Here is a 23,222-nt window from a genome sequence, read left to right as displayed (position 1 = left end):
TCAAATTTTTTTCTTCATAAAACCCCTATGTTTACTACATTTAAACCAATTTATGACTTCAAATTTGAAATGATTTTATTTCGTCTTGTTCATTATTATAACATAAAAAAAAGATTTTTCAAAAAGAAATTTAGCTTTAATGAAATTTTTATTTTTTGATAAGGAACATAAGTAAATGTTATACCAAAGAAGATGCAACAATCATTTCTTAATATCCATATTCTAAAGATAACTTCTAGATACAAAAATTAATTTTAGATATAATTTAATTATTTTACTATATATTGTATATAATAATACTTTACAATTAGTATAAAATATAGTATATTGTATTCAGAAATTATAGAATAATATAAAAAGGAGAGATTTTTATGGCACAAATTAATTTACGAATTGATGATGTTATCAAAAAAAAGGCTGAACAAGCCTGTTCTGATATGGGACTTTCTCTGTCTGCAGCAATAACAATCTATTTAAAAAAATTAGGTTCTGAGAGACGAATACCTTTTGAAGTGACAGCAGACCCATTTTATAGTAATCAAAATATGGAACGTCTAAATCAATCTATTGAAAATGTTAAAAAGGGAAAAACAACACTGAAAGAACATGAACTAATTGAGGTGAAATAGTGAAAAAAGTGTGGTCTGATGAAGCATGGGAAGAATATCTTTATTGGCAAACTCAAGATAAAAAAATTATCAAAAGAATCAATAATCTAATTAAAAATATTGATAGAAATGGGTATAACTGTATTGGTAAACCCGAACAATTATCTGGAAATCTTGCAGGTTATTGGAGTGTTCGAATAGATAAAGCTAATCGTATTGTTTTTAAAATTGTAAATGATACTTTGGAAATATGGCAATGTGGTTCCCATTATAGAGACAAATAATACAAAAAAAGAACAGTGAAATTACTGCTCTTTTTTCATTTCTATTTTTTTAACAATTTTAGAATTAGTAAATCGCTCTAAATCCAATTCCACCTCTAATGTTTTCACCTTTAGTGTCGTATCCAGCATTTACTGTTACTCCAAATCTTGTGTTATCAATTCCGATATTAAGATCGAATTTACCATTTCCTTTTCTGTTTTCTTTTTCTCCTCCAAGACTGTACCAGTCAGCTGTTGTGTATCTTACTCTAGCTTTGTTGTTTACGTCATCTAATCTTCCAAGTTCTTTTTCGTAAGCGGCTGTTAATCCTACTGATAATTGAGTTCTAACTGCCATTGGTTGAACGTATTTAAATTGTAACCCAACTTCTGGTTTAACTGAGAAATAGTCATTTCCGTCTACTTCTAATCTGATTTCTCCAGAATCCTCTTTTATCTTACTGAATCTACCATATTCCATTTTCAAGGCTCCATAAGGTTTTAAGTGCGTTCTTTCAGACATTCTAATATCGTATCCTAAATCTGTTTTGAATGCAGCACCATATGAAGTGTAGTCTCCTTTAGCATTGAATACGTCATCTACTACAAAGAATCTACGTTTCATTTCATTTAGACCGACAAATGCATCTCCAGCAACTGTCCATCTCAATGCACCGTTATGATCATTGTAAGGCGACATTGTTTTAAATACACCTGCTTTTAACATAGTTTGATTTTCTCTAGATTTACCTAAATCTTTAAATTTAAATCTATTGTTTACAGCTCCTGCATACCATCCTGAACTATTTCCTAATTTAACAGTTTCATCTTCATGTACATAAGCTATCCCATACGCATCACTTGTATAATCAACAATTCCAGCTGTATCTGTCTTATACTCATTTCTCATACCAAAGATTTTAACTTTGTTATTTTGTTTAGAAGGATTTCTCCATTCGTCGTGTAAATATTTAAATTCTTTATCTAAAGTATTTCCTGTTTCAAAAATTCTACGTTGAGTATTTGCATATTGATGACCTTTCATCTCATCCACTGCTTGAGTGAAAATATGAGTTTCTGCATTTCCAAGATCATTTAACTTAGTAAATACTGCTCTTTCTCTTGAACCAAGTGCTTCCACTCCGTATCTTTGTTCTAATCCATCTAAGAAGTTATATGTATCTTTATCTCCTTTTCTAGCAAATCCTGTATACGGAACTTTTACTAAGTAAAGTGTATCAAGCAATCCTGTTGCTACAGATTTTACTGGTTGTGCTAGCCAAGTTAAACTTCCAGAATAAGCATTTAATGTTGTTCCTCCAGGACTAATTACGCTTGCCAATGCATTATTATACGGTGTTAATATATTATCTCCAACTTCTATAGCTTTTGAATTAGTATATTTCGTAGCTTCAGTTCCAAAAATCAACTCAACATCGGTAAGTCCGCTTAAATTATTAAGTCCTTGAATAGGATTTGTATAATTTATTCCTGATGTATCTACATACATTCCAATAGATGTTGCTTCTGTTGATGATGGTACGCTAGAATAATTGTAGCTTGTAGCATCTAACACATTTACAGTTCCTTTTGATAAATCTGTAATTGTTACTTTCGATGGAGTTGGACTAGCCACATCTGTATCTACATTTACTACTGACATAATTTCACCTGTTTTATCAATAGTTATTGATACTGGTGTTGCTTTTGGTGGAGTTTTAATAGTTACTCCTCCTAATGTTTTTTCATCTGTTGACGCTGCTACAACCATTTTCGGAGTTGCTGTTCCTGTTTGGTGAACACCAGTACTTGGATTAGTTCCTGTAGCAAGTTCTTCTACATTATCTGCAGTTTTACCATCTGCTGCCCAAATTCCAGCACTTTGCTTATCAGTTGAATCAATTCTGATTGTACCATAGTTTTTAACGATTCCTCCGTTGGCTACATAAATACCTTTAACTTTTGTGAATCCACTAGCTGTTGTTGTAATGTTACCCCAGTTTTCTCCTGTTGCTCCTTGGTCAATGAACATTCCAATTGTATCATTTCCTGATAAATTAATATTTCCGTAGTTTACAGCTTTTGAACCAGTTCCTGTTGCATACATTCCAAATGAATTTGGTTGGCTTACATTAATTGTTCCGTAGTTTTCGATTGTACCTTGGTTACTAGAAGTTTTTGTTACATCATTATAGTATCCAGTCGCCATACCAATACCGTATTGTTTGTTAACGATATTAGAACCACTTACGTTAATTACTCCGTAGTTTTTAGCTGTTCCGGCTGTCGAATAAATTCCAACATTTCCTACACCGTTACTAAAGTCAATATTTCCTCTATTTTCTATATATCCGTTTCCATAAATTCCGTAAATTTCATCTGGCGAATTAGTTCCTGCTACTGAACTTAAATTAGTATAGTTATAAACAGAACCTGTATGATCATTTTGATAAATGTACACAGAATCTTTTTGCAATCCTACATTTGAAGTTCTTGAAGTAATCGTATTTCCTGTTCCTGCATCAATAAATCCAAATGATCCTTCTCCAATATTCAAGTTAGAATTTGCTGTTGTTTCAATATTTTGTCCATTTCCAATTGCATATATAGCGACAGCTTGTTTATCGCCAACATTAATTGTTCCGTCAACAGTTACAGGTGTTGATGCTGTTCCCTCAGCGTAAATTCCAATTCCATTTTCTCCTGCATTAATTGTTCCACTATTAGCCAATGTTACACCTTTTCCATAAATTCCAATTGAATTTTTCCCAACTGTAACATTTCCACTATTTACAACTGAATCTCCTGCATTGTAAATACCAACATTTGCAACAGATTGAGAAGTAGACTCATCCAAAGTGATATTACCACTATTTACGATATTTGCTCCACGAGACGCAATTCCAAATTCTTTTTCTGAAGCAGCTGTTGTTGTACTTGTGATATTTCCTGTATTAGTCAGCGTTCCAGTTGTTGCCGTCGTATAAAGTCCTACTAATCCAGCTGTTGTCATAGTTGAATTTGTTAAATTAATATTTGCGCTGTTAGTCGCACTATTAGTTGCATTCGCTAAATCGTAAACAATTCCTACTCCATTAGCATTATTCGCTCCACTATACTTATAATCTAATGTTCCAGTTACAGTCGAATCTCCTTCAGCAAAAATTCCTACTCCATTATCAAGTGTTTCTATTGCATAATTTCCACCATTTAAATTAATATTTGAATTTTCTGCATAAATACCTTTACCATTTACACCAGTTACAATATCAGATCCAGTACCAGTAGTTGTAACATTAATTGTTCCACCATTTCTAGTAGCTCCATGATTAACTGCACCTGCTGCTGTACTAGGAGTCGTTGCAACTAACGCAATTCCTACTCCATTTGTTCCAACAGAAAGTTTAGAAGTATTGTCAACAGTAACTAAGTTTCTAGCTGCTCCAGTATTATTTTCCGCATAAATTGCAATCGCATCATTTCCAGCTACATTTATAGTGCCATTATTAACAATCTCAACTGTTTTTTCTGAAATATTTGAAGCATTTTTCGTATCTGTTCCATAATTTTTCTTAGCATTAGAATCCGTTCCAAGAGCTGCAATTCCTACTCCACTTCCTGTAACATTAATTGTTCCTGTACTAGCATTTACAATTTTACTTCCATTTGTAGCATAAAGTCCAGCACCGTTATCAACACTAACTTTGTTATTATTTTCAATTGTTCCATAACTTATATTAATTCCCGCAGCACCAGCAGTAGTTGTTCCACCAGTAATATTTACTGTTCCGTCATTAATATATTTTGTCATACCATTACCAGTAGCGCCAGTAACTGCATTCGAAGTTGCTCCACTTAAAGAACCCATTGAAAGACCTTTTCCATTTGCACTAGTAACTGTTGTACCTCCTGAAATAGTAACTTGCTCATTTGCAATACTAATATTATTGAAGTTATTACTTGAATCATCTAATCCGACAGTTCCTTGAGTAACATCTAATTTTCCGTTTGTTAGAGTACTTGTATACGATTTTCCATTATCATGGATGGCTTTAAACTGAGGTATAGTATTTATTGTATTCAAATAAGTTGTTGGATTTCCATCCCAAGTTGCTGATATTCCATCGTAGTTTCCTAAGTTTACTCCATCTGCTTTTATCTCAGCAGTAACTTTTCCCATTCCTTGATATCTTTCAGAACCACCAGTATTTTTTGAATAATCGTTTTTAGTCCCACTGACTAATATTCCATTATACATATTAACAGTCGTGTCTCCAGTGATAACTACTTTACCAGTAGAATCAGCATAGAACGGCGTAGAAGCTGCATGGTCTCCAGACACATTATCTTTAACTTCAATAGTTCCTCCACCGAAATTAACCACACCATTATTTATAGCAGCCAATCCAGTTTGAACTCCTGCTTTAATATCATTATTATTAGCTCCTAAAGTAACTTCCGAACCGGTTCCATTTGCAAATCCACCGATACCGTTTATTGTTGCTTTCCCTTGGATGTTTACTTTTCCTCCGTTTTTAGCATATCCTCCGATGTTTTTGAATTTATTTACATTAGCTGTAACTCCATCATCAGTAGCTGTTACTGCTTTTGAGATTGTTATTTCTGAAGCAGTATTTCCATTTTTACCATCAGCATAACCAATTATAGAAGCTCTACCTGTTGCTTTCGTTGTTCCGTCGACAGTAACTTTTCCTCCATTTTGTGCCATATAAGCAATCCCTTCACGACTCGCCATATTAAGGTCTTGCCCTACTTTAATTTCTGTTGGTTTTCCTTCTATATTAGCTCCAGATTTTTCTGTCAATTCGGTATCAGCATGAGTCCAAACACCTTCTGAATAAGCAATAACTGTACCAAGTCCAGCATTTTCATCATTTGTCAAAGCACTACTATTATCAGAAAAACTTGTTTGAGGCGTTGTAAATTTAGTTCCTGCATCATTTCTAATATCAACTACTGTTCCATTTTGTGCCAAGAACATAAATCCATTTTTAGAATGTTTTCCAAAAGTTATGTCAAAGTTTCTGAATATTAAATCATGTATTTGATCTTTTTCAAAGAAACTTCCGTTATAACCGTGGTTATTTGCATTTTCTTGATATAGTCCTTTTACATCTACACCTGTTCTTTGTCCAGATCTAGCAAATACTGCCACGTTACCATCTACATCTTTATCTGAATATCCTTTTGCTGATAAATTCCCTTTTGTATTCTGAGTTGTCGCTGTACCATTTGAATTTAATTGTTCCCCAATTTTAAATTTCAAATCAAATTCCCCTTGGTGAATACCAACATCAAAATGTTGTTCCATTCCATTATTACTCATATCCATTTTATTAAAGAAGATTCCTACATTTTCATCTCCGTACATGTTAAGAGCATTTTGCATTTTAACGTAAGGAATATAATCTTTTCTATTAGCTTCTCCTTCTCTATCCAAAACTCCTGAAGTATGTTTAGTATCAAAACTTTGTCCTGTAGCTATTGTATAAGTATCATTAATATAATTATATTTATTAGGAACCCATCCCAACATAGAATATCCAATGTTCGAAGCTCCATTAAACGAAGAATTTCCAGAACTATCTACTCTAAGTCCACCAGCAAATCCTTTCACAGCATACATCGTATTATTTTGATGATCTACAGTTAAATCTACATTTGCATTAAATTTAGTAGAAAGTTGCCAACCTCTGTAATCAGTAGGATTATCTCCTGCGTAATAAGGTGAATCTTGCCAAGGACCAAATTCTGTTCTTAAATTAAATATAGTATTTTCATCTTTTTTAACATATACATTTGAATTTGTTATATTAGTTTTTCCACCTCTAAAAGTTTCATTGTTAATAAATGCTGACTTTCCATACAAATACGCAGTTACATGGTCTAAATCTGCATTTCCCACTATATGTATTGCTTCAGTTCCAAGCCCTTGTCCACTTCCTTTTTTATCCAATACAAAATCTTTATCATTGACATCTCCGTGGTTTCCAGCAACATAGAAAGTTGCATTTTTCACAGTAAATCCAGGTTGATTATTCCAAGGACCTGCATGAAGATTTAAAATACTTTGGTGTCTATATCTATAATCGTGTCTTTCGCCATTAAATAAGCTACTTATTTGACTAAATGGATTATTAGCAATTGAATAAGGTAATGAATGATCATAAGTTGCTCCATCATATCCTGCTATACTTGTGGCACTTGCTCCTACATTTCCACTAGTATCAACACCAGACCAAAATGTCCCATTAGTTAAATTAACATTTTCAGCTATAGCATATTGCGACCAGTTAGTATATCCTTGATACCCATAACCTGAATTATCTGGTAGTTTAGTTGAGTTATCATTTCCATTAGCATCTTTAAAATTATAATTTACAAATCCATACCCAGTTTGAAATAATTTTCCACCATTCATCCAACTCCAACCAAAATCAGAAAATGGCTTCGCATTAGGCTCCACTATTGAAACCGTCTTATTTGGTGCTGTAACCGTAGGAATAGTCACATCCCTAATCGGATCAATAACCACATTCAATCTAGGTTTTTGTGGTGTTTGTATATTTGGTAAATTTACATTTATTTTGGGTTTGTTGATTATTTTTGGATTTATTGCAATTTCCACAGGTATGTATGTCACTGGCTCTGTTAAATGTGACAAAGTTGTTGAACCATATGTTGATGTTCTATCTGGAAAATCTTTACTTAATTTACTAACTCTGCTGTAAATCACATCTCCTTTTTTATCTCCACGTCCTTTGTAAGAACCTCCCCATTTCCCTGCAAATGTATTGATTCCAAATTGCCATGAGCTCCAAGGTGATTTTACTACATGATCTCCTTGCTCCATCAATTTTACCAATTCCAAATTATAGTCTTTCATCAATTTATCATTTTCAATTTTTGCTCGCTTAAATTCTTGCTTTATCTCTCCAATCGAAGTATTAATCTCTTGTCTTTGCTCTTTAATTTCTTTGTCTTTCGTTATTACCGTATTTGCCAAAGAAACTATTCCCGTCAACAAAAACGAAAATAATGCCGATTCCGTATAACTAAAATCTTTACATTTCTTCGCAAATGATTTTAATTCTTTTGATAATTGTTTTAAATTATTTGTCATTTTTATGTTTTCCTCCTAGATGTTGTTTTAATTTCATAAATTCCTTTTTTCTTTTTATTAAATTAATTTCCTATTATCTTATAATAATTTTTTTAGATAATACAAATTTTTTTGAGTTCTTTATCGAAGTTATATTATAATAAAAATTTATAATTTTTTCAATACCTTATATATATAATATATTAACTATGTCCTTTATATATTTATTTTATATAGTAATCTTTAAAATTATAAATAAATATTTTCCTTTTCTACCCAATAAAATACTTATAATTAATGCTTTAAAATACAATTAAAATTAAATTTTAAAACATTAAATTTTTGTTCCAATTTTTAATTATTTATTATTTTTTTACTTTTGACTAGCCAAATTATTCAAAAAAACTTTCATTCTAATTTAAAATTTAGATTTGATATTATTTAATCATTTTGATAATGTTAATAAAAGAATATTAATTTAATTTCCTTATAAATCAAAAAAACTATTTTATAAGTAATAATTATTACTTATAAAATAGCCTGTTTGATATTTAAGTTATTATTTTTAAGTCTTTATATTTTAAGTGGTAATTGGTGCCCGAGGCCGGAGTCGAACCGGCACGATATAAAATCGACGGATTTTGAGTCCGTTGCGTCTACCAATTTCACCACTCGGGCAACCTTACTAAAGTAGTATAGCATATTTTTTTTTATTCGTCAAGGAATTTTATTCTTTTTTCTAGTTCTAAATATCTACTATTTCCTACAAGTCGCTCCAAATCTATATTTGAATGAATATTTTTATTTTCAATTTCAGGTAATATTTTTTTTATTTCCTTTTTTGTAAAACCAATTTTTTTCAGTTCTTCCTCGTCAGCTTTTGTAATATTGTACTTCTTAAAGCTAGATTTTTTGTAGTTTTCTTCAACATTTTTTAGTTTTTCTGAATCTACATACAAATATTTTTTAGCTAATTTCAATCCACTTTCACCAAATTTTGGAATTCCCTTCAATTCATCCATTTCAAAAATTATTCCCATTTCATCTCTGAACTCAATGATTTTCTGGGCCTTCGATTTACCAAAATTGAGTTTTAGCAATTCCTCGTAAGTCACACTATTCACATCATATTTCATATTCGTTTCCGATAAATCATTTTCTTTTTTGGCTTTATCCTTTTTGTAGGAAACTTCCTCACTAATCTCGATTTTAGGCACATTCCTATCCTCAACAAACAATCTCAAAAAATTCCCTAAAATTAATAACATCACAAAAATAATCAAATATTTGATTTTCATAAATTTTCCCCCTCAATTAACCTTTTTATTTTTCCTATTTTTTAAATAATTTTTTTATTTCCCCTTTTTTCTTTTCCAACCGCTCATCCAATTCATTCATCCAAACAAGCGGATCTTTCGGATTCACAATCCTTTTTATATTATCCTTCTTTAACATCTCATCTTGCCAAATCAACTTTGTAATTGCACCAGCACCAATCCCAATAATCGTCTTATTTTCCTCAATCATCTCAATATTGTAAATCGACTCACAATTATCAAGTGCGTAACCTAGATTTTCTCCCCACTGAAAACTATTTTTTTGACGATACATATAATATGGCTTCAATCCTTTATTCATCGTAACTTCATCAATTTTTTTAAAAATCATTTCATAATCCAAAACATCTTTATGCTTGTAATTTTCCTTATTTAGTTTACTCGCATTTTTTATTGCTAAATTATGAATTGTCAAATTTTCCATGTCATATTTCGCAACTTCGTCCATCGTGTGTAAAATATCTTCCGTCGTCTCACGTGGCAATCCCAAAATTAAATCCATATTTATTTCTAACCCAAGATTTTTTGCAAGTTTGTAAACAAAATCAAACTGTTCTCTGTCGTGATAACGATTTACGAGTTTTAATGTCGTCTCATTAAACGATTGCGGATTTATACTAATTTTGTTAATCCCATAATTCTTAATAATCGTCAATTTTTCCTCATTCAGCGTATCAATCCGTCCAGCCTCAAACGTAAATTCCTTCAAATAACTTAAATCATAGCTTTCTTTAATTGTTTCCAACATTTTCTTGATCTCTTCAGCTGTCAAAATTGAAGGCGTCCCACCACCAATGTAAATCGTATTTATTTTTAGATTCAATTCACGTGTCAACTCGCCAATTTCACGAATTTCTCGGTAGATCGACTCGATATATTCAGAATATCTCTCAGCATACTTCCCTCGCAACAAATATGCAGGAAACGAACAATACGAACATTTGGTAGGACAAAAAGCAATTCCAATATAAATTCCGATTGTTTCCTTATCTAAATACGGCTCTTGTCTTTTCACAATTCCAATCAGCAAATCTCGTTTCATCTCGCTAACCAAATAAATATTTTCCAATATTTCAGAAATTTTTTCATATGAAAGTCCCATTTTCAAAAATCTTCCTACAATTTTAGTCGGTCTCACTCCAATCAGCGTTCCCCATTTGTAAGACTTTTCCTTCCCAAACAATTTCATCAACACGTTTTTCATCATAACTTCCGCCTGATCAAAATAATCATCACAAATTTTTTCATATGAAAAATCAATCTCTTTCAATATTTTCGCCTTATCCAGCATTTTTATCTCAAAATCTTTTAAAACCTCAATTTTTATTTTTGAATTTTCTTCAATTTCTTTTTCATTGTCCTCTAAAAATTTTTCATTTGTCAAAACTGCTTTTACTTCAATTTTTTCAAAATTTTCTATTACTTCAAAAAAAACATTTTTTCTAGAATTTTCATCTAAAATTTCATACTTTTCCAGTAACAAAACCCTTACAAATTCTTCAAATTTATTTTTATTGATTTCTATATTCGAAATTATCATTTTCTATTTTATCACTCCCATGAAAAATAACAATAAAACAATAATCCCTAAAATAATTCTGTAGTAACCAAACACTTTAAAATCATGCTTTTTGATGTAATCCATAAACACTTTTATAACGGCATAAGCAAAAATAAATGATAATACAAAACCTAGTGCAATCAAGAACCATTCATAACCATTTAATGCTGTCCCAAGTTTTACCAATTTTAAAAGAGTAGCTCCAAGCATTGTAGGAATCGCAAGGAAAAATGAAAATTCTGTTGCAAGTACTCTATTCAATCCAAGTAAAACTCCTCCAATAATAGTAGCTGCAGATCTTGAAGTTCCAGGAATCATTGCAAGACATTGAAATAGTCCCACTCCAATTGCAGTTTTTATAGGCATTTGAGTAATTGAAGTAATTTTACCTTCCTTTTTTTTGCCAGATTCTAGCCAAATAAGTATAACTCCATAAACAATCAGCATTATTGCTACAACTACCGAATTAAACAATAATTTGTCAATAACATCATCAAACAATAATCCTAAAACAACCGCAGGAATTACTGCAATTACTATTTTTATCCACATTTGAATAATATCCATTCGCTGACTTTTACTAAGTCCTTTTGCAAATGGAAAAATTCTTTTCCAATAATATACAACTACTGATAAAATTGCTCCCAACTGTATGATTATCTTAAAGGCATTTGCAAATTCCTCATTTTTTGATAATTGCAAAAATTGATCTACAAGTATCATGTGACCTGTGCTACTGACAGGTATAAATTCTGTAAGTCCTTCTACTAGACTTAGTATAAAAACTTTTATGATTTCTAACATAATTTTTCCTTTCCTAAAATTCTTTTTTTGAATTTATTTAAATATTTTGTAAAATTTTCTAACAAAACCTATTGTCTATTCATCTGCCAAATCTTCAGTTTTATCGCTTTTATTTCCACGAGTGTAGCCGAAAACGTAATCTAAATTGATGTTTCTCATAGAATTGAAGACACTTTGTTTTACGCCTGGATGTTTTTCTTCTAGAGCTGCTAATAAATCTTTTACTTCTCTTCTTTTGCTTGACGTTTTTCCAGCTTCTATTGTACATCCACAGTTCATCGCTCTAATTCCATTTGTTTTTGTATAGTCAATTATATCGGCTTCCTTTACGTAAATTAATGGTCTTATTAACTCCAATTTCCCCGAAGTTGATGATACTTTTGGAGTCATTGTTTTAACTGTTCCTGCATAAAGCATATTTATTAGTGTTGTTTCAATTACGTCATCAAAATGATGTCCTAATGTCAATTTATTGAACCCAAATTCTTCAACTTTTTTGTATAAAATTCCTCTTCTCATTTTTGCACATAAAAAACACGGATAGTCTTTTGCTTTTTCATTTGCAATTTCCCAAATATTCGTATCAATTATTTCACAATCAATGTTCAAATTCTTTAAATTTTGCTTAAATTGATTCAAATCGCTATCTCTAAATCCTGGATTTAAACTAACTGCCTTAAATTCAAAATTCCTTCTTCTATCCTTTTTCAATTCATGAAACAGTTTCACTAAAAGCAAACTATCTTTTCCACCAGACACTCCAATCGCTATTTTATCGCCATCTTGTACAAGATCAAAATCATTTATTGCTTTTAAAAATTTAGATAAAATTGACTTTTTGTACTTTGTTCTCAGGCTATCTTCGATTTCATCGACCTCTTTCATAGGCCCGTCAGGTATTATCGCATCACACAATAAATTTACCATTTTTCCTCCTTTTGATTTTAAATTTATTTTTTAATTTTCCATAATTTTTTAATTTCCTAACAAATAAAAACGAGCTTTCACTAGCTCGATTTTAAAATTTTTACTTTTGAAATTGTAAATAACACCAGAATTAATGAGCCTTTTCATTCTCAGTATTATTCTTACATTTTTCTTCAAGATATTCGATTTTTTCTACCAATCCTTCATCTCTTGAATCAATTTCATACGCAGCTTTATACTCTTTCAATGCCGCTTTATGTCTTCCCATATGCTCATATTTTCTCGCAAAATCAATATGCGCTATATACATGTCAAAATCAAGGAATATCGCCAACTCATAACAATTTACTGCTGTCGATATTTTCCCTTTCCTCGCATAAACATTTCCCAAAAGAAACATTACAAAAGGTTCTGAAATATTATCCAAAACTTCCTCAAAGCACTTTTCCGCATTATCCAAATCTTCAGTTTCGTAATACAAATATCCTAAAAATGCTCTAATTGTATAATTTTCTGGTTTTAACTTAACTAATTTTTCGTATATTTCTATTGCTTTGTCATTTTCTTTTAATGCATGATAAATCGAAGCTAATGTTTGCAAAACTTCTATATCATTTGGATTTTCAGCAATTTTTTTCAAATTTTCTTTAAGAAGTTGCTCATTATTTTCATTGTATCTAATCTCTCTAAATATCATTGTCTCTAGCATTATATCTTTTTGCTACTTCTAACTAATTATTTTTTTATTCTAATTTTTTTCAATTTTAAATTTTAAATTTAAAATTAGTCAATCAATATTTTAAGTAGCCTCTCCTTTCATTAGTTTTACTTTTTTAGTATTTTCCATTTTTACAGACAATTTGACTATATCCTATTTACTAAAATTCTTTATATTCAAAATCCTTCAAAAATCAATTTTTTATTACTTTTTTGAAGTGATATCATCACATTTTTTCTCACTTTATTTTATCATAAATGGGGGTTTTAGTAAACCAGAAAATAAAAATTTTTAGATTGAAATTTAGAGAAAAAAAGAGCAGAAAAAACTTTCTACTCTTATAAAAATATTCTATTTTTCTAATTTTTCTTGCCAATCAGCTGGATAAATCACATACAAAAATCTTGCAAATTTTGGTGCGCTGAATTGAATTTTTGAACCTTTAGGAATTAAAATTGCTTCACCTTTATTTCCAACAACTTTTCTTCCATCTACGATTATTTCTAAAGTTCCTTCTATTACATAATCAATTTCATCATAATTCAACGTCCAATCGAATGCTGATTCTTCCATTTCCATTACTCCGCAACTCAATCTCTTGCTTTCATCAATTGTAAAAACATCAGTTAAGTACACTTTGTCATTTGGATTTCCTGTATCGAATTTTTTTGGTTTAACAGTTGGTATTTTTACAACTCCAACTCCGCTTGGGTCCATATATTTTTCAAAACTATCTCCAGCTTTTCTGCTTAATTCTTCTGCCACTACTTTTCTCAATAATTTTTCTAAAGTTTCTCTATCTAAATCTTGTAATCCCATTTTGTCATCTCTCCTCTTATCTCAAAATTGAGAATATATCTACTTTTGATAATAATCGGTTATCTCATTCCTAATTTTCAGGAACTAATAATCCTGTTTGTTCATTTCTTCTTTGAATTAAAGCTCTTTTATCTTTTGCAACGTCATCCAATTTTCCTTTTCGTTTCATAAGAAGTAAAACTTTAGTTCCTTTGTATTCTGTAAGCATATTTTCGTCTCCACCACTATCTCCTGCTACTAAAATAGGGTCTTTCCCTCCATGTTTTGGTTTTAAAAATTTATTTATTGTTTCCACTTTTCCTTTTGTTTGAGTTTGTGGATAACCTTTTTTATATTGAGACAAATATTTATCTTTATTCATTTCCAATCTCATTCCGTACACGTTTTCTGGTTTTAGATTGTATCCGTATGATTTATCACTTGCAAAAACTTTTACGATATCTTCAAGAGATGCAGAAACTATGTAAACTTCAATTCCATTTTTTTGAAATTCGTGGAATAAATTTGCGATTTCAGGTTGTGTTCTCAATCCACTCTTGTATTCATAAACTATTTTTCCAGCTTCACCTAATAATTTATCGCTAGATTCAATTGTATATTTACCTAATTTATCTCCAATTCCATAATCATTAGCTTCTTTTGCCAATTTTTGAACTTCTTCTTTTGTCATTCCGTTGAATAAGTATAATACCCATGGATAGGCGATGTCATGTGAAAAAGTTCCTCCTATCGCTTCATATAAAAATGCTAATTTCCCTCTAAAATCTTTAAATTCTTCAGTTTTCTTAATTTCATCCAAACTCATCTTTTTATTTTTTATATAATTTTCATACAAAAATGCATATCTTTTATCTAAATCGTTACCAATTTTTGTAATATTAATTTTTTCTCCTTTAGCATTTTCATAACCTTTTGCAAAATTATCTAAAGGAATATCTTTTCTAATCGCTTTAGCAAACTCTTTTGGAGTCATATCAAATTTCAAATTGTCAATTTGATATCTAAATAAATTTTCTTGTGTATCTTGATAAATTGATGTGTAATCCCAATCGAATACCACATAATTTCCTTGATTTTTATTATCGTCAATTAATTTTGATAAAATTTCTTTGTTTTCAGGAACCCATCTTCCTTCATCCAGATTAGCCGCTAATCCGTTCAAAGAGATCGCTATCAAAAACACCATCGCCATTTTCTTAAACATAAGAATCCCTCCGAATTTCTGAACATTTTAATTTTTTAATTTGTACTAATTATTTATGCATTTTTTCCTTTTTTACAAAACAACATTTTTGCTACAAATATTGCTGTTATTCCTGCCACTAATTTTCCAACTATCATTGGGAACATCATGTCTTTGTAAGCTCCATTAGCGTAACCTGCTACAAATCCTAAATGGTCTCCGAATACAAAAGCACCACTTACTGCAAATGCAATATTCATTACTTTTCCGTTTGAATCCATATCTTTTAATATACCAAACATTGGAATATTATTTGCTAATGTGGCAACAAGCCCTGCTGCTCCAGATTCATTCATACCAAGTCCTTTTCCTATCGCTGTCAACGGTTTTTTGAATACTTGTGTTATGAAATGAACTAATGGGAATGCTCCTGCTAATACAATTGCAATTGCACCTATAGTTTCAATTCCACCCATTTTAAGTTCTTTTGCTGCTTGATCATAAACTGTGTATATTGAATCCATTCCTGGTATTATTGTTATAGGTGTTAAAGCTTGAATGATTGCTACAACTAATCCTAAAGTTATGATTATAACAACTGCTTGTCCAAATATTGAAAATCCTTTTGTCATTTTTTCTGGTATTTTCCATAATCCTATACAAATTAATATTGAAAATATAATTATTGGAATTAAGTTTTTAAGTACCATTATTACAGGCATTCCTGCTATAATTCCTCCAAAAAAACACCCTATTGGTATAGTTGTCATTCCTGCCAAAATTCCTTTTGCTAAAAATGGACGATCTTCTTTTTCGATTATTCCTAATGCAACTGGAATTGTGAATACTATTGTTGGTCCCATCATTGATCCTAAAATAAATGAAGCAAATTTAGCAGCTTGTACATCTGTTGTCAATTTAAATGCAAGTGGAGTTCCACCCATATCAGTTGCTAACAAAGTTGTCGCAAACATTGAAGGATCCGCACCTAACATTTTATATATAGGTGTTACGACTGGTTTTAATACTTCTCCCAAAACTGGTGCTAATGCTATTATCCCAACCATTGCTAAGGCTAAAGATCCCATTGCCATTATTCCTTCTTCAAATTTTTCTCCGTAACCAAATTTATTTCCTAGACATTTGTCTATTCCACCAATTATCATGAATATTACCATTATATACATTATTATTTTATCTATACCCATTTTGAATCCCTCCGTTTTTTTATGAGAACTCAATCGCCGCTCTCAAACTCTGATTTTTAAAATTCCTAATTTTTCGTAATTTCACAGTTTTATAGAAAAATATAGAATTGCCTCATTTAAAGGGAAATTTTGTAAATTTAGCGGAATTTGCATAAATTTTAAGGCAATTCTATTATTATAATTCTTTTTTTAGAATTATCAATTAATCTAATGGTTTTTCTGCAACCGATTTAACTGCGTCGGCGAATGCTTCACATGCAGCTTGACATGCGGCTTGGCTTCCAGTTAATAGACCTCCACCAAAGTTTGTTTCTGAAGGTGGTCCGTAGAATGTTACTAATTGAACATCTGCTGATTTAAGTGCTATGTCTAAAGCATACATTGCTTCTAATGGCGGTGCAATTAAATATGCGATTGCTTCTCCTTCTTTTATTCCACAAGCTTCTGACAAATAGCTTCCTGTTCTTGAAATACAATGAGCGTAGTATGCGATTGAATCATCATCATTTGCACTTATAAATGCAGCTTCATTTTCGATAAAGTCTACTGCTGCGTCAAGTCCACTTTTTACTTCAGCTGGAGTTGGTCCTGATAAAATTCCAATTACTTCTCCTGCTAATTTGGTATTTGCATTTGCAGCACCACCATAAAATGATTTCGCATAAGCAACTTCTACAACGGCTTTTTTAGTCGCATCATCCAATGCTGTATATGTTACATCATCGCAATCAGCTGTTAAAATCGCAATACTTCTATGACCTTCTGACAATCCTAATTCTTTTGCCATTCCACGGTCTACATTTGGTATTAATCTCGTAGCTAATACACTAGCTTTCAATCTATCGCCTTTCATATTTTCCTCCTGATTTTTATAATCAAATTTTTACAACTTTTTATTTCAAAAAAATTATTCAAAAAATTTATTTTTTATATTTTCAAAATTTTTATAATTTCAAATCTTGTCCAGACGCTTTAGCATCTAATATTTTCTTAATTAATGTAGCAATGTGAGCTCCTGCTTCTGCTGAAGGTGTCCCATCTCTATGAATATTTGATACAACTGTTCTCTTTGATTCTGGAATTCCCACATATGCCTTGTAAGTAATATAAGCACTCATACTTTCAGCTGTTGTCAATCCAGGTCTTTCCCCGATCAAAATACATACAACTTCGGCATTTACTAATTCTGCTACGTGGTCTCCTGCTCCAACTCTTCCATATTTTACAAAGAATGTAGTTCCTGTATCAATTCCGTATCCTTTTAATCCATTTTCCAATGCTGGTAAAATGTTTTTAGCATTAGCTTCGATTGCTGTAGAACTCAATCCATCTGAAACAATAATTTGTACTTTCGGATTTTTTTTGCATTTTTCATTTATTATTTTTATACCTTCATCACTAATTTTTCTTCCTAAATCAGGTCTTGTTATGTATTGGTCACGACTTTCACATTGTGTAGTCACTTCAAACAATCCTATTTCATCTAAAAATTCTTTTGGAACATCGTTAAACACAGCATCTTGAGCAGCAGCATGGTCAGCTCTAAATCTTAACAAAATATCTGTTTTAAATCTAGTTCCAGCTCTTCCAATTCCTAATCTTGCTGACGTTCTTTGTTTTAATTTCATATATTCGTCTCTATCTTCTGGATTGTCAACTAACAATTGGTCTTTTATATTGATTTTTCCTATATCTTTCAACTCTCCATCTTCAATATCGCTACCAACTTTTTCAGAAACTTTAGCGGCTACTTCTGCTACTTTACTTTCTGACATATTTCCTGTTTCTTTAACCACTTTTTCTATTAATTCCATTAACTCTTTATCTGATAACATTGTTTTTCCTCCCTATTTTAAGAAAATTGAAGCATCTCCGGCTCTTTCTGTAAGTTTACCATCTTTCATTATTCCCATTTTTTCTAACCATTCTTCAAATGGTTTTATAGGTCTTGCATTAGTTAAGTTTCTTAATGCTGCATCATCATGATAAGATGTTGTTTGATAGTTTAACATTATATCGTCTCCTGCTGGAATTGCCATGAAATAGTTAACTCCTGCAATTGATAATAACATTTCTAAGTTTTCAATATCGTTTTGATCCGCTTTCATGTGGTTTGTATAACAAGCGTCAACTCCCATTGAGATTCCTGTCAATTTACCCATAAAGTGATCTTCTAAACCAGCTCTTATAACTTGTTTACTGTCATACAAATATTCTGGTCCAATGAATCCAACTACTGTATTTACAATAAATGGATCAAATCTTTTTGCGAATCCATAACATCTAGCTTCCAATGTTACTTGGTCTGCTCCGTGATGTGCTTCTGATGATAATTCTGAACCTTGTCCTGTTTCAAAATACATTACATTTGGTCCTGTTGCTGTTCCATGTTTCAAAGCTAATTGTCTAGCTTCTTCAATCATTTTTCCATCAATTCCAAACGCTTCATTTCCTTTTTGCGAACCTGCAATACTTTGGAAAATCAAATCTGTTGGTGCTCCTCTTCTTACAGCTTCCATTTGTGTTGTTACGTGTGCCAATACACAGATTTGTGTTGGTATATCCCATTTTGTTTTAATTTCATGGAATCTTTGTAAAACTCTCATAACGCTATCAACACTGTCATCTACTGGGTTCAATCCTAACAATGCATCTCCAACTCCGTAGCTCAATCCTTCATAAACTGACAACATAATTCCATCTGGATCATCTGTTGTATGATTTGGTTGTAATCTTGCTGCCAAAATTCCTTCTCCACCAATTTCTGTGTTACAGAATTTTTTAACTCTAATTTTTTTCGCTGCCACAACTAAATCCATATTACTCATTAATTTAGCAACAGCTGCAACCATTTCACTTGTCAAACCTTTACTAACTCTTTTAATTTTATCCCCTGTAGTTTTCAAATCTAATAACCATTCTCTAAATTCACTAACTGTCCAATTTTTTATTTCATCATAAATTTTTTCATTTACATCGTCTTGAATGATTCTTGTAACTTCATCTTCTTCATATGGTATAACTGGATTATTTCTTAAATCTGATAATTTTAATTCTGCTAAGACAGCTTTTGCTGCTACTCTTTCTTCAGCAGTTGCTGCTGCCACTCCCGCTAGTTCATCTCCTGATTTATATTCATTCGCTTTTGCTAGAACTTCTTTTACACTTTTAAATTCGTAACTATGTCCAAATAATCTTGTTTTTAATATCATTACTGCCACCTCTCAAAAAATATTAATTTTTCAATCTTAATAACTAAAGACTAATGTTTTTACTACAACGGGTAAAACATTTCCACTTCCTAAAGGCTCTCCAATATCGATATAATCTCCGTCACGCACCTTTACGCTATCGATACAAATTATATCTCTACCAGCTAATTCCAATTTCATACACTGTCCTAAAACTTTTGCCATATCATTTTCAACAATAATTATTATTGGATATTTAGAATTTATCTCACTTTTTGCAATGTTAGAAAAAACTTTTGCCAACTCCATTATTTCCAAATAGTCCATATTATGCTTTCCTCTTAACCCAATCGCAACATTTTTATCCTCTTTTTTCAAATTGAACCACTCTAATTTTCTCTTAATAATCTCTTCTAACTCGATTCCTTTTACACTTTCATCTTCTTCGGTTAATTTTAATACAGGGATATTTTTAATTGGGAAAATTCCTTCTGAATAAGTTATCGTACTTCCACTTATTTCAGTCGTATGATTTCCAGCTCCAACAACAGTCGCACCAATTGTTTCACTCAATTGTTTCAAATTAATTTGTTTTTCTTCAATTATTTTCAAGATTTCTTCTCCTAAAATGACCCCGATGTCATTATATTTGAATTTATCTTCTTCTTTTCTTCCGTATATAAAATCAGCTACTCCACCTGTAAATGAATAGTATTTTATATCTTTAATATTTTTTCTAAAATCTTTATCTGTCACAATTTTTCTGTACAACTCTGTCTTTGGAAAAATCCCAACACTTTCAAATATCAATTGTCCCATTCTTTTTGCAATTTTTCTAAATTTGGCTTCATCTGCATAATCGCCTAATTTGATGCTCACATCCACATCTTTCGCAATCTCAAACATTTTCTCAAAAATATATTTAATTTTACGATTTTCATCAAATTTTATAAGTCTTCCACCAATATCAAGGCAAGTCGTATCTTCAACTTCACCTCTATTAAAAATTACATTATTTGTCGTACCACCACCTACATCAAAATTTACAATACTTGTGTTTTTTTCTTCAGAAAATGTATATGCTCCAGAACCTTTTCCTGCAATAATACTTTCTAAATCAGGTCCAGCCGTAGCTACAACAAAATCTCCAGCCATTCCGCTTAATGTTTCCAAAACTTCTTTCGCATTTTCTTTTCTAGCTGTATCTCCTGTTATAATAACAGCTCCTGTTGATACATCTTCATATTTAATATTTGCTTTTTTATATTCATTTTCAATTATTTTTTTTACATTTTTCGTATCTATCACTGTTTCCGATATTAATGGAGTTTCGTAGATTTCACTTCTATAAATTACTTCTTTTCCAATTATTTTTATTTGAGGAACAGTAAAAGATGAACCTCTATTTTCTATATAAATTTTAGAAAATATAAGTTGTAATGTAGATGTTCCAATATCTATTCCTACGCTCAATATCTCTTCAGTCATTTTCGTACCTTTTCTTTCTAGTTTTGATCCAATTTTACATCAAAACTTATATTTGTTCCATTATTATCCGATTTTATATTTAGGTCCCCATCAAGTTTATCTTTTACGAGACTTTTCACAATTTGTAATCCTAAACTATTTTTCTTTATCTTTCTATTTTCCATTCCTATTCCATTATCGACAACAGAAATTCTTGCTTTTTCTCCTTCATTTTTTATTCCTACTATAATTGTACCACATTTTTTATTTTTGAAAGCATGTTTTACAGAATTTTCTATTAATTCGTTAATAATTAATGCAATTGTTGTTGCTTTATCAGAATTTATCTGAAAATCATCGCCTTCGATACTTATTTTTAAATTCAAATTTTCATTTATATTCTCTCTAACCGAGTTTCTCAAAATTTTTTTTATAACTTCTTGAATTTTTAAATTATCAAATCCATTTTGAGCCAACATTTCATGAGTTATTGAAATACTCAAAATTCTATTTATGCTGTCATTTAAAATCTTTTTCACCGATTCATCTTCCGCTTTTCGTGCCTGCATTCTAAGTAAACTCGCTATCGTCTGCAAATTATTTTTTATTCGATGATGAATTTCCTTTATCGCAACAGATTTTAACATTAGCTCTTTTTCTTTTATTTTTATATCTGTTATATCTTTCAAAAACAAAACTAAATTTTTTTTTACTTCATGTTTTATGAAAAAATACTCTAATCTTAAGACTTTATCCGCAATAAAAATTTCTGTATTCCATCCTTCTTTCTTATTTACAAGATCAGAAAATTTTATACTATCTGGCACTATATTATCAAAATGTTCTCCTAAAATAGATGTTTTGTAGTTAATTTCTTTAAAAAGTTCTTTTATTTTCACATTTTGATAAATACAAATTCCCTTGTCGTTAAAAATAATTATTCCATCTTTCACATAATTTATGATTTTTCTTTCTTGTGACATTTTCAATGAATTTAACAGTATTTCCTTCGTCGTATCCGTCAAAAATTTTATTTCATTAGTCTGATTTCCATTCATCTTCTCTTCCACAATTAGTGATGCAATTATCTTTTTATTTTCATCATCTGTAATTGGAACGACATTTTGAGTAACATATTTACTTTCTTGCGTCAAAGCCTTGTAATCTCTCGAAGGATGACCAGTTTCCAGCGTCCTTATCACTGCAGGTTCATTTTTTCTGTAAGCATATTCTCCAACCACGCTTTTCGTGTAATTAGAAGTATGCTCAGGATTTGCTTCTGCTACAACAATCGCTCTATCACTATCCACCAAACAGTCAATAAATATGTCTGTTTCCAACAACTCACTCAAAACTGGCAACCCTTCTGAGATTTTTTCTAACTTTCTGATACTACTTTCTGGTAAATTTGTAAATTTTTCGCATATTTCTCTAATCATTATTTTCTCCAGTTAATATAATGATATCTGCTATTTTCCCCATATCAGTTCTTTTGTTCATACTCAAATTTCTAATATATTCGTATGCTTCATTTTCTGATAGGTTCTGGTTTCTCATTAAAATACTTTTTGCTATATCAATTTTCCTTCTATCTTCCAATTTTTGTGCTGTTTTTAAATATTTCTTTTCTAATTTTTCAAATTCTTCCTGTTTACTAAATATGATTTCAAGATTCGGAATAAATGATTTTTCATCAATTGGTTTTATTATATAACCTATTATTCCTATTTTCTTTGCCTCTTCGATAAACTCTTTATTTGAATAAGCAGTCAATAAAACAACACCTCTTGATAATTTCTTTTCATTTATTACTTTTGCAGCTTTTAAACCATCTAAAAGTGGCATTTTTACATCCATTATTACAAAATCTGGTTTATATTGTTCACATTTTTCTATCGCTTCGTAGCCGTCTTTTGCTTCTCCAACCACATTGTAATTTGCTTCTTTAAGTATTTCGGAAATATCCATTCTTGTTATTGGTTCATCATCTACAACTAATATTCTCTCCATCTT

The 23,222-nt window shown here is 30.8% G+C and carries 17 protein-coding genes and 1 tRNA gene; 2 read left to right on the top strand and 16 right to left on the bottom strand.

Features of this window, described 5'->3' with window-relative positions:
• Positions 1 to 371: 371 nt before the first annotated feature.
• Both J4863_RS00865 and J4863_RS00860 read left to right on the top strand, forming a co-directional pair.
• Entirely contained in the window at positions 372 to 629 is a 258-nt protein-coding gene (locus J4863_RS00865) for a type II toxin-antitoxin system RelB/DinJ family antitoxin (protein WP_211618567.1), read from the top strand.
• Positions 629 to 892 carry a Txe/YoeB family addiction module toxin gene (locus tag J4863_RS00860; RefSeq protein WP_211618566.1) on the top strand — a complete coding sequence of 88 codons (264 nt, stop codon included), beginning with the start codon at positions 629 to 631 and terminating at the stop codon, positions 890 to 892. The genes J4863_RS00865 and J4863_RS00860 overlap by 1 nt, the downstream gene beginning before the upstream one ends.
• A gap of 64 nt (positions 893 to 956) precedes the next feature.
• On the opposite strand, the gene J4863_RS00855 is transcribed toward J4863_RS00860, so the two are convergent.
• The 16 genes from J4863_RS00855 to J4863_RS00780 all read right to left on the bottom strand — a co-directional run bounded on the left by J4863_RS00855 (position 957) and on the right by J4863_RS00780 (position 23,219).
• Entirely contained in the window at positions 957 to 8,015 is a 7,059-nt protein-coding gene (locus J4863_RS00855; RefSeq protein WP_211618565.1) for an autotransporter-associated N-terminal domain-containing protein, read from the bottom strand.
• Positions 8,016 to 8,586: 571 nt separating this feature from the next.
• Positions 8,587 to 8,672, bottom strand: a tRNA-Leu gene (locus tag J4863_RS00850).
• 32 nt (positions 8,673 to 8,704) lie between these two features.
• On the bottom strand, positions 8,705 to 9,292 hold the full coding sequence (locus J4863_RS00845) for a helix-hairpin-helix domain-containing protein (protein ID WP_211618564.1): 588 nt from the start codon (positions 9,290 to 9,292) through the stop codon (positions 8,705 to 8,707).
• A gap of 34 nt (positions 9,293 to 9,326) precedes the next feature.
• On the bottom strand, positions 9,327 to 10,871 hold the full coding sequence (locus J4863_RS00840; RefSeq protein ID WP_211618563.1) for a coproporphyrinogen III oxidase: 1,545 nt from the start codon (positions 10,869 to 10,871) through the stop codon (positions 9,327 to 9,329).
• Between the two features lie 3 nt (positions 10,872 to 10,874).
• On the bottom strand, positions 10,875 to 11,696 hold the full coding sequence (locus J4863_RS00835) for an undecaprenyl-diphosphate phosphatase (RefSeq protein WP_249111534.1): 822 nt from the start codon (positions 11,694 to 11,696) through the stop codon (positions 10,875 to 10,877).
• Between the two features lie 75 nt (positions 11,697 to 11,771).
• Entirely contained in the window at positions 11,772 to 12,623 is an 852-nt protein-coding gene (locus tag J4863_RS00830) for an ATP-binding protein (protein WP_211618562.1), read from the bottom strand.
• A 130-nt stretch (positions 12,624 to 12,753) separates the two neighbouring features.
• A complete protein-coding gene (locus J4863_RS00825) occupies positions 12,754 to 13,332 on the bottom strand; it encodes a lipopolysaccharide assembly protein LapB (protein WP_211618561.1) in 579 nt (192 codons plus the stop codon).
• Positions 13,333 to 13,692: 360 nt separating this feature from the next.
• Positions 13,693 to 14,160, bottom strand: coding sequence for a cupin domain-containing protein (locus J4863_RS00820; protein WP_211618560.1), 468 nt, complete (start codon positions 14,158 to 14,160; stop codon positions 13,693 to 13,695).
• Between the two features lie 70 nt (positions 14,161 to 14,230).
• Complete coding sequence (locus J4863_RS00815) at positions 14,231 to 15,328, bottom strand: haloacid dehalogenase-like hydrolase (protein ID WP_371815582.1); 1,098 nt, start codon at positions 15,326 to 15,328, stop codon at positions 14,231 to 14,233.
• 89 nt (positions 15,329 to 15,417) lie between these two features.
• Entirely contained in the window at positions 15,418 to 16,551 is a 1,134-nt protein-coding gene (gene eutH / locus J4863_RS00810) for an ethanolamine utilization protein EutH (protein ID WP_211618559.1), read from the bottom strand.
• Positions 16,552 to 16,753: 202 nt separating this feature from the next.
• The gene (gene eutL / locus J4863_RS00805; RefSeq protein WP_211618558.1) at positions 16,754 to 17,404 is read right to left on the bottom strand and encodes an ethanolamine utilization microcompartment protein EutL; all 651 of its coding nucleotides are present in this window, start codon (positions 17,402 to 17,404) and stop codon (positions 16,754 to 16,756) included.
• Between the two features lie 91 nt (positions 17,405 to 17,495).
• Positions 17,496 to 18,386, bottom strand: a complete 891-nt coding sequence (eutC, locus tag J4863_RS00800; protein ID WP_211618557.1) for an ethanolamine ammonia-lyase subunit EutC — start codon at positions 18,384 to 18,386, stop codon at positions 17,496 to 17,498.
• Between the two features lie 12 nt (positions 18,387 to 18,398).
• Positions 18,399 to 19,763, bottom strand: coding sequence for an ethanolamine ammonia-lyase subunit EutB (locus tag J4863_RS00795; protein WP_211618556.1), 1,365 nt, complete (start codon positions 19,761 to 19,763; stop codon positions 18,399 to 18,401).
• Positions 19,764 to 19,799: 36 nt separating this feature from the next.
• Positions 19,800 to 21,230 carry an ethanolamine ammonia-lyase reactivating factor EutA gene (gene eutA / locus J4863_RS00790; RefSeq protein WP_211618555.1) on the bottom strand — a complete coding sequence of 477 codons (1,431 nt, stop codon included), beginning with the start codon at positions 21,228 to 21,230 and terminating at the stop codon, positions 19,800 to 19,802.
• A gap of 17 nt (positions 21,231 to 21,247) precedes the next feature.
• Positions 21,248 to 22,648 (bottom strand): sensor histidine kinase, encoded by a 1,401-nt coding sequence (locus J4863_RS00785; protein ID WP_211618554.1) that lies wholly within the window; start codon positions 22,646 to 22,648, stop codon positions 21,248 to 21,250.
• Positions 22,641 to 23,219, bottom strand: coding sequence for an ANTAR domain-containing response regulator (locus tag J4863_RS00780; RefSeq protein ID WP_211618553.1), 579 nt, complete (start codon positions 23,217 to 23,219; stop codon positions 22,641 to 22,643). Before J4863_RS00780 ends, J4863_RS00785 begins: the two co-directional genes overlap by 8 nt.
• Positions 23,220 to 23,222 lie beyond the last annotated feature (3 nt).

It is taken from the genome of Leptotrichia sp. oral taxon 221, from assembly GCF_018128245.1.
Taxonomy (GTDB): domain Bacteria; phylum Fusobacteriota; class Fusobacteriia; order Fusobacteriales; family Leptotrichiaceae; genus JABCPH02.
Note: the sequence above shows the minus strand (reverse complement) of the source record. Positions and strands in the feature narration are given on the sequence as shown.

Bases quoted from the DNA above. Each gene is read 5' to 3' on its own strand.
- J4863_RS00825 (WP_211618561.1), bottom strand. From the start codon at position 13,332: ATGCTAGAGACAATGATATTTAGAGAGATTAGATACAATGAAAATAAT.
- eutH (WP_211618559.1), bottom strand. From the start codon at position 16,551: ATGGGTATAGATAAAATAATAATGTATATAATGGTAATATTCATGATA.
- eutL (WP_211618558.1), bottom strand. From the start codon at position 17,404: ATGAAAGGCGATAGATTGAAAGCTAGTGTATTAGCTACGAGATTAATA.
- J4863_RS00785 (WP_211618554.1), bottom strand. From the start codon at position 22,648: ATGATTAGAGAAATATGCGAAAAATTTACAAATTTACCAGAAAGTAGT.
- J4863_RS00855 (WP_211618565.1), bottom strand. From the start codon at position 8,015: ATGACAAATAATTTAAAACAATTATCAAAAGAATTAAAATCATTTGCG.
- J4863_RS00845 (WP_211618564.1), bottom strand. From the start codon at position 9,292: ATGAAAATCAAATATTTGATTATTTTTGTGATGTTATTAATTTTAGGG.
- J4863_RS00820 (WP_211618560.1), bottom strand. From the start codon at position 14,160: ATGGGATTACAAGATTTAGATAGAGAAACTTTAGAAAAATTATTGAGA.
- J4863_RS00835 (WP_249111534.1), bottom strand. From the start codon at position 11,696: ATGTTAGAAATCATAAAAGTTTTTATACTAAGTCTAGTAGAAGGACTT.
- J4863_RS00840 (WP_211618563.1), bottom strand. From the start codon at position 10,871: ATGATAATTTCGAATATAGAAATCAATAAAAATAAATTTGAAGAATTT.
- J4863_RS00780 (WP_211618553.1), bottom strand. From the start codon at position 23,219: ATGGAGAGAATATTAGTTGTAGATGATGAACCAATAACAAGAATGGAT.
- eutA (WP_211618555.1), bottom strand. From the start codon at position 21,230: ATGACTGAAGAGATATTGAGCGTAGGAATAGATATTGGAACATCTACA.
- J4863_RS00795 (WP_211618556.1), bottom strand. From the start codon at position 19,763: ATGATATTAAAAACAAGATTATTTGGACATAGTTACGAATTTAAAAGT.
- J4863_RS00865 (WP_211618567.1), top strand. From the start codon at position 372: ATGGCACAAATTAATTTACGAATTGATGATGTTATCAAAAAAAAGGCT.
- J4863_RS00830 (WP_211618562.1), bottom strand. From the start codon at position 12,623: ATGGTAAATTTATTGTGTGATGCGATAATACCTGACGGGCCTATGAAA.
- eutC (WP_211618557.1), bottom strand. From the start codon at position 18,386: ATGTTATCAGATAAAGAGTTAATGGAATTAATAGAAAAAGTGGTTAAA.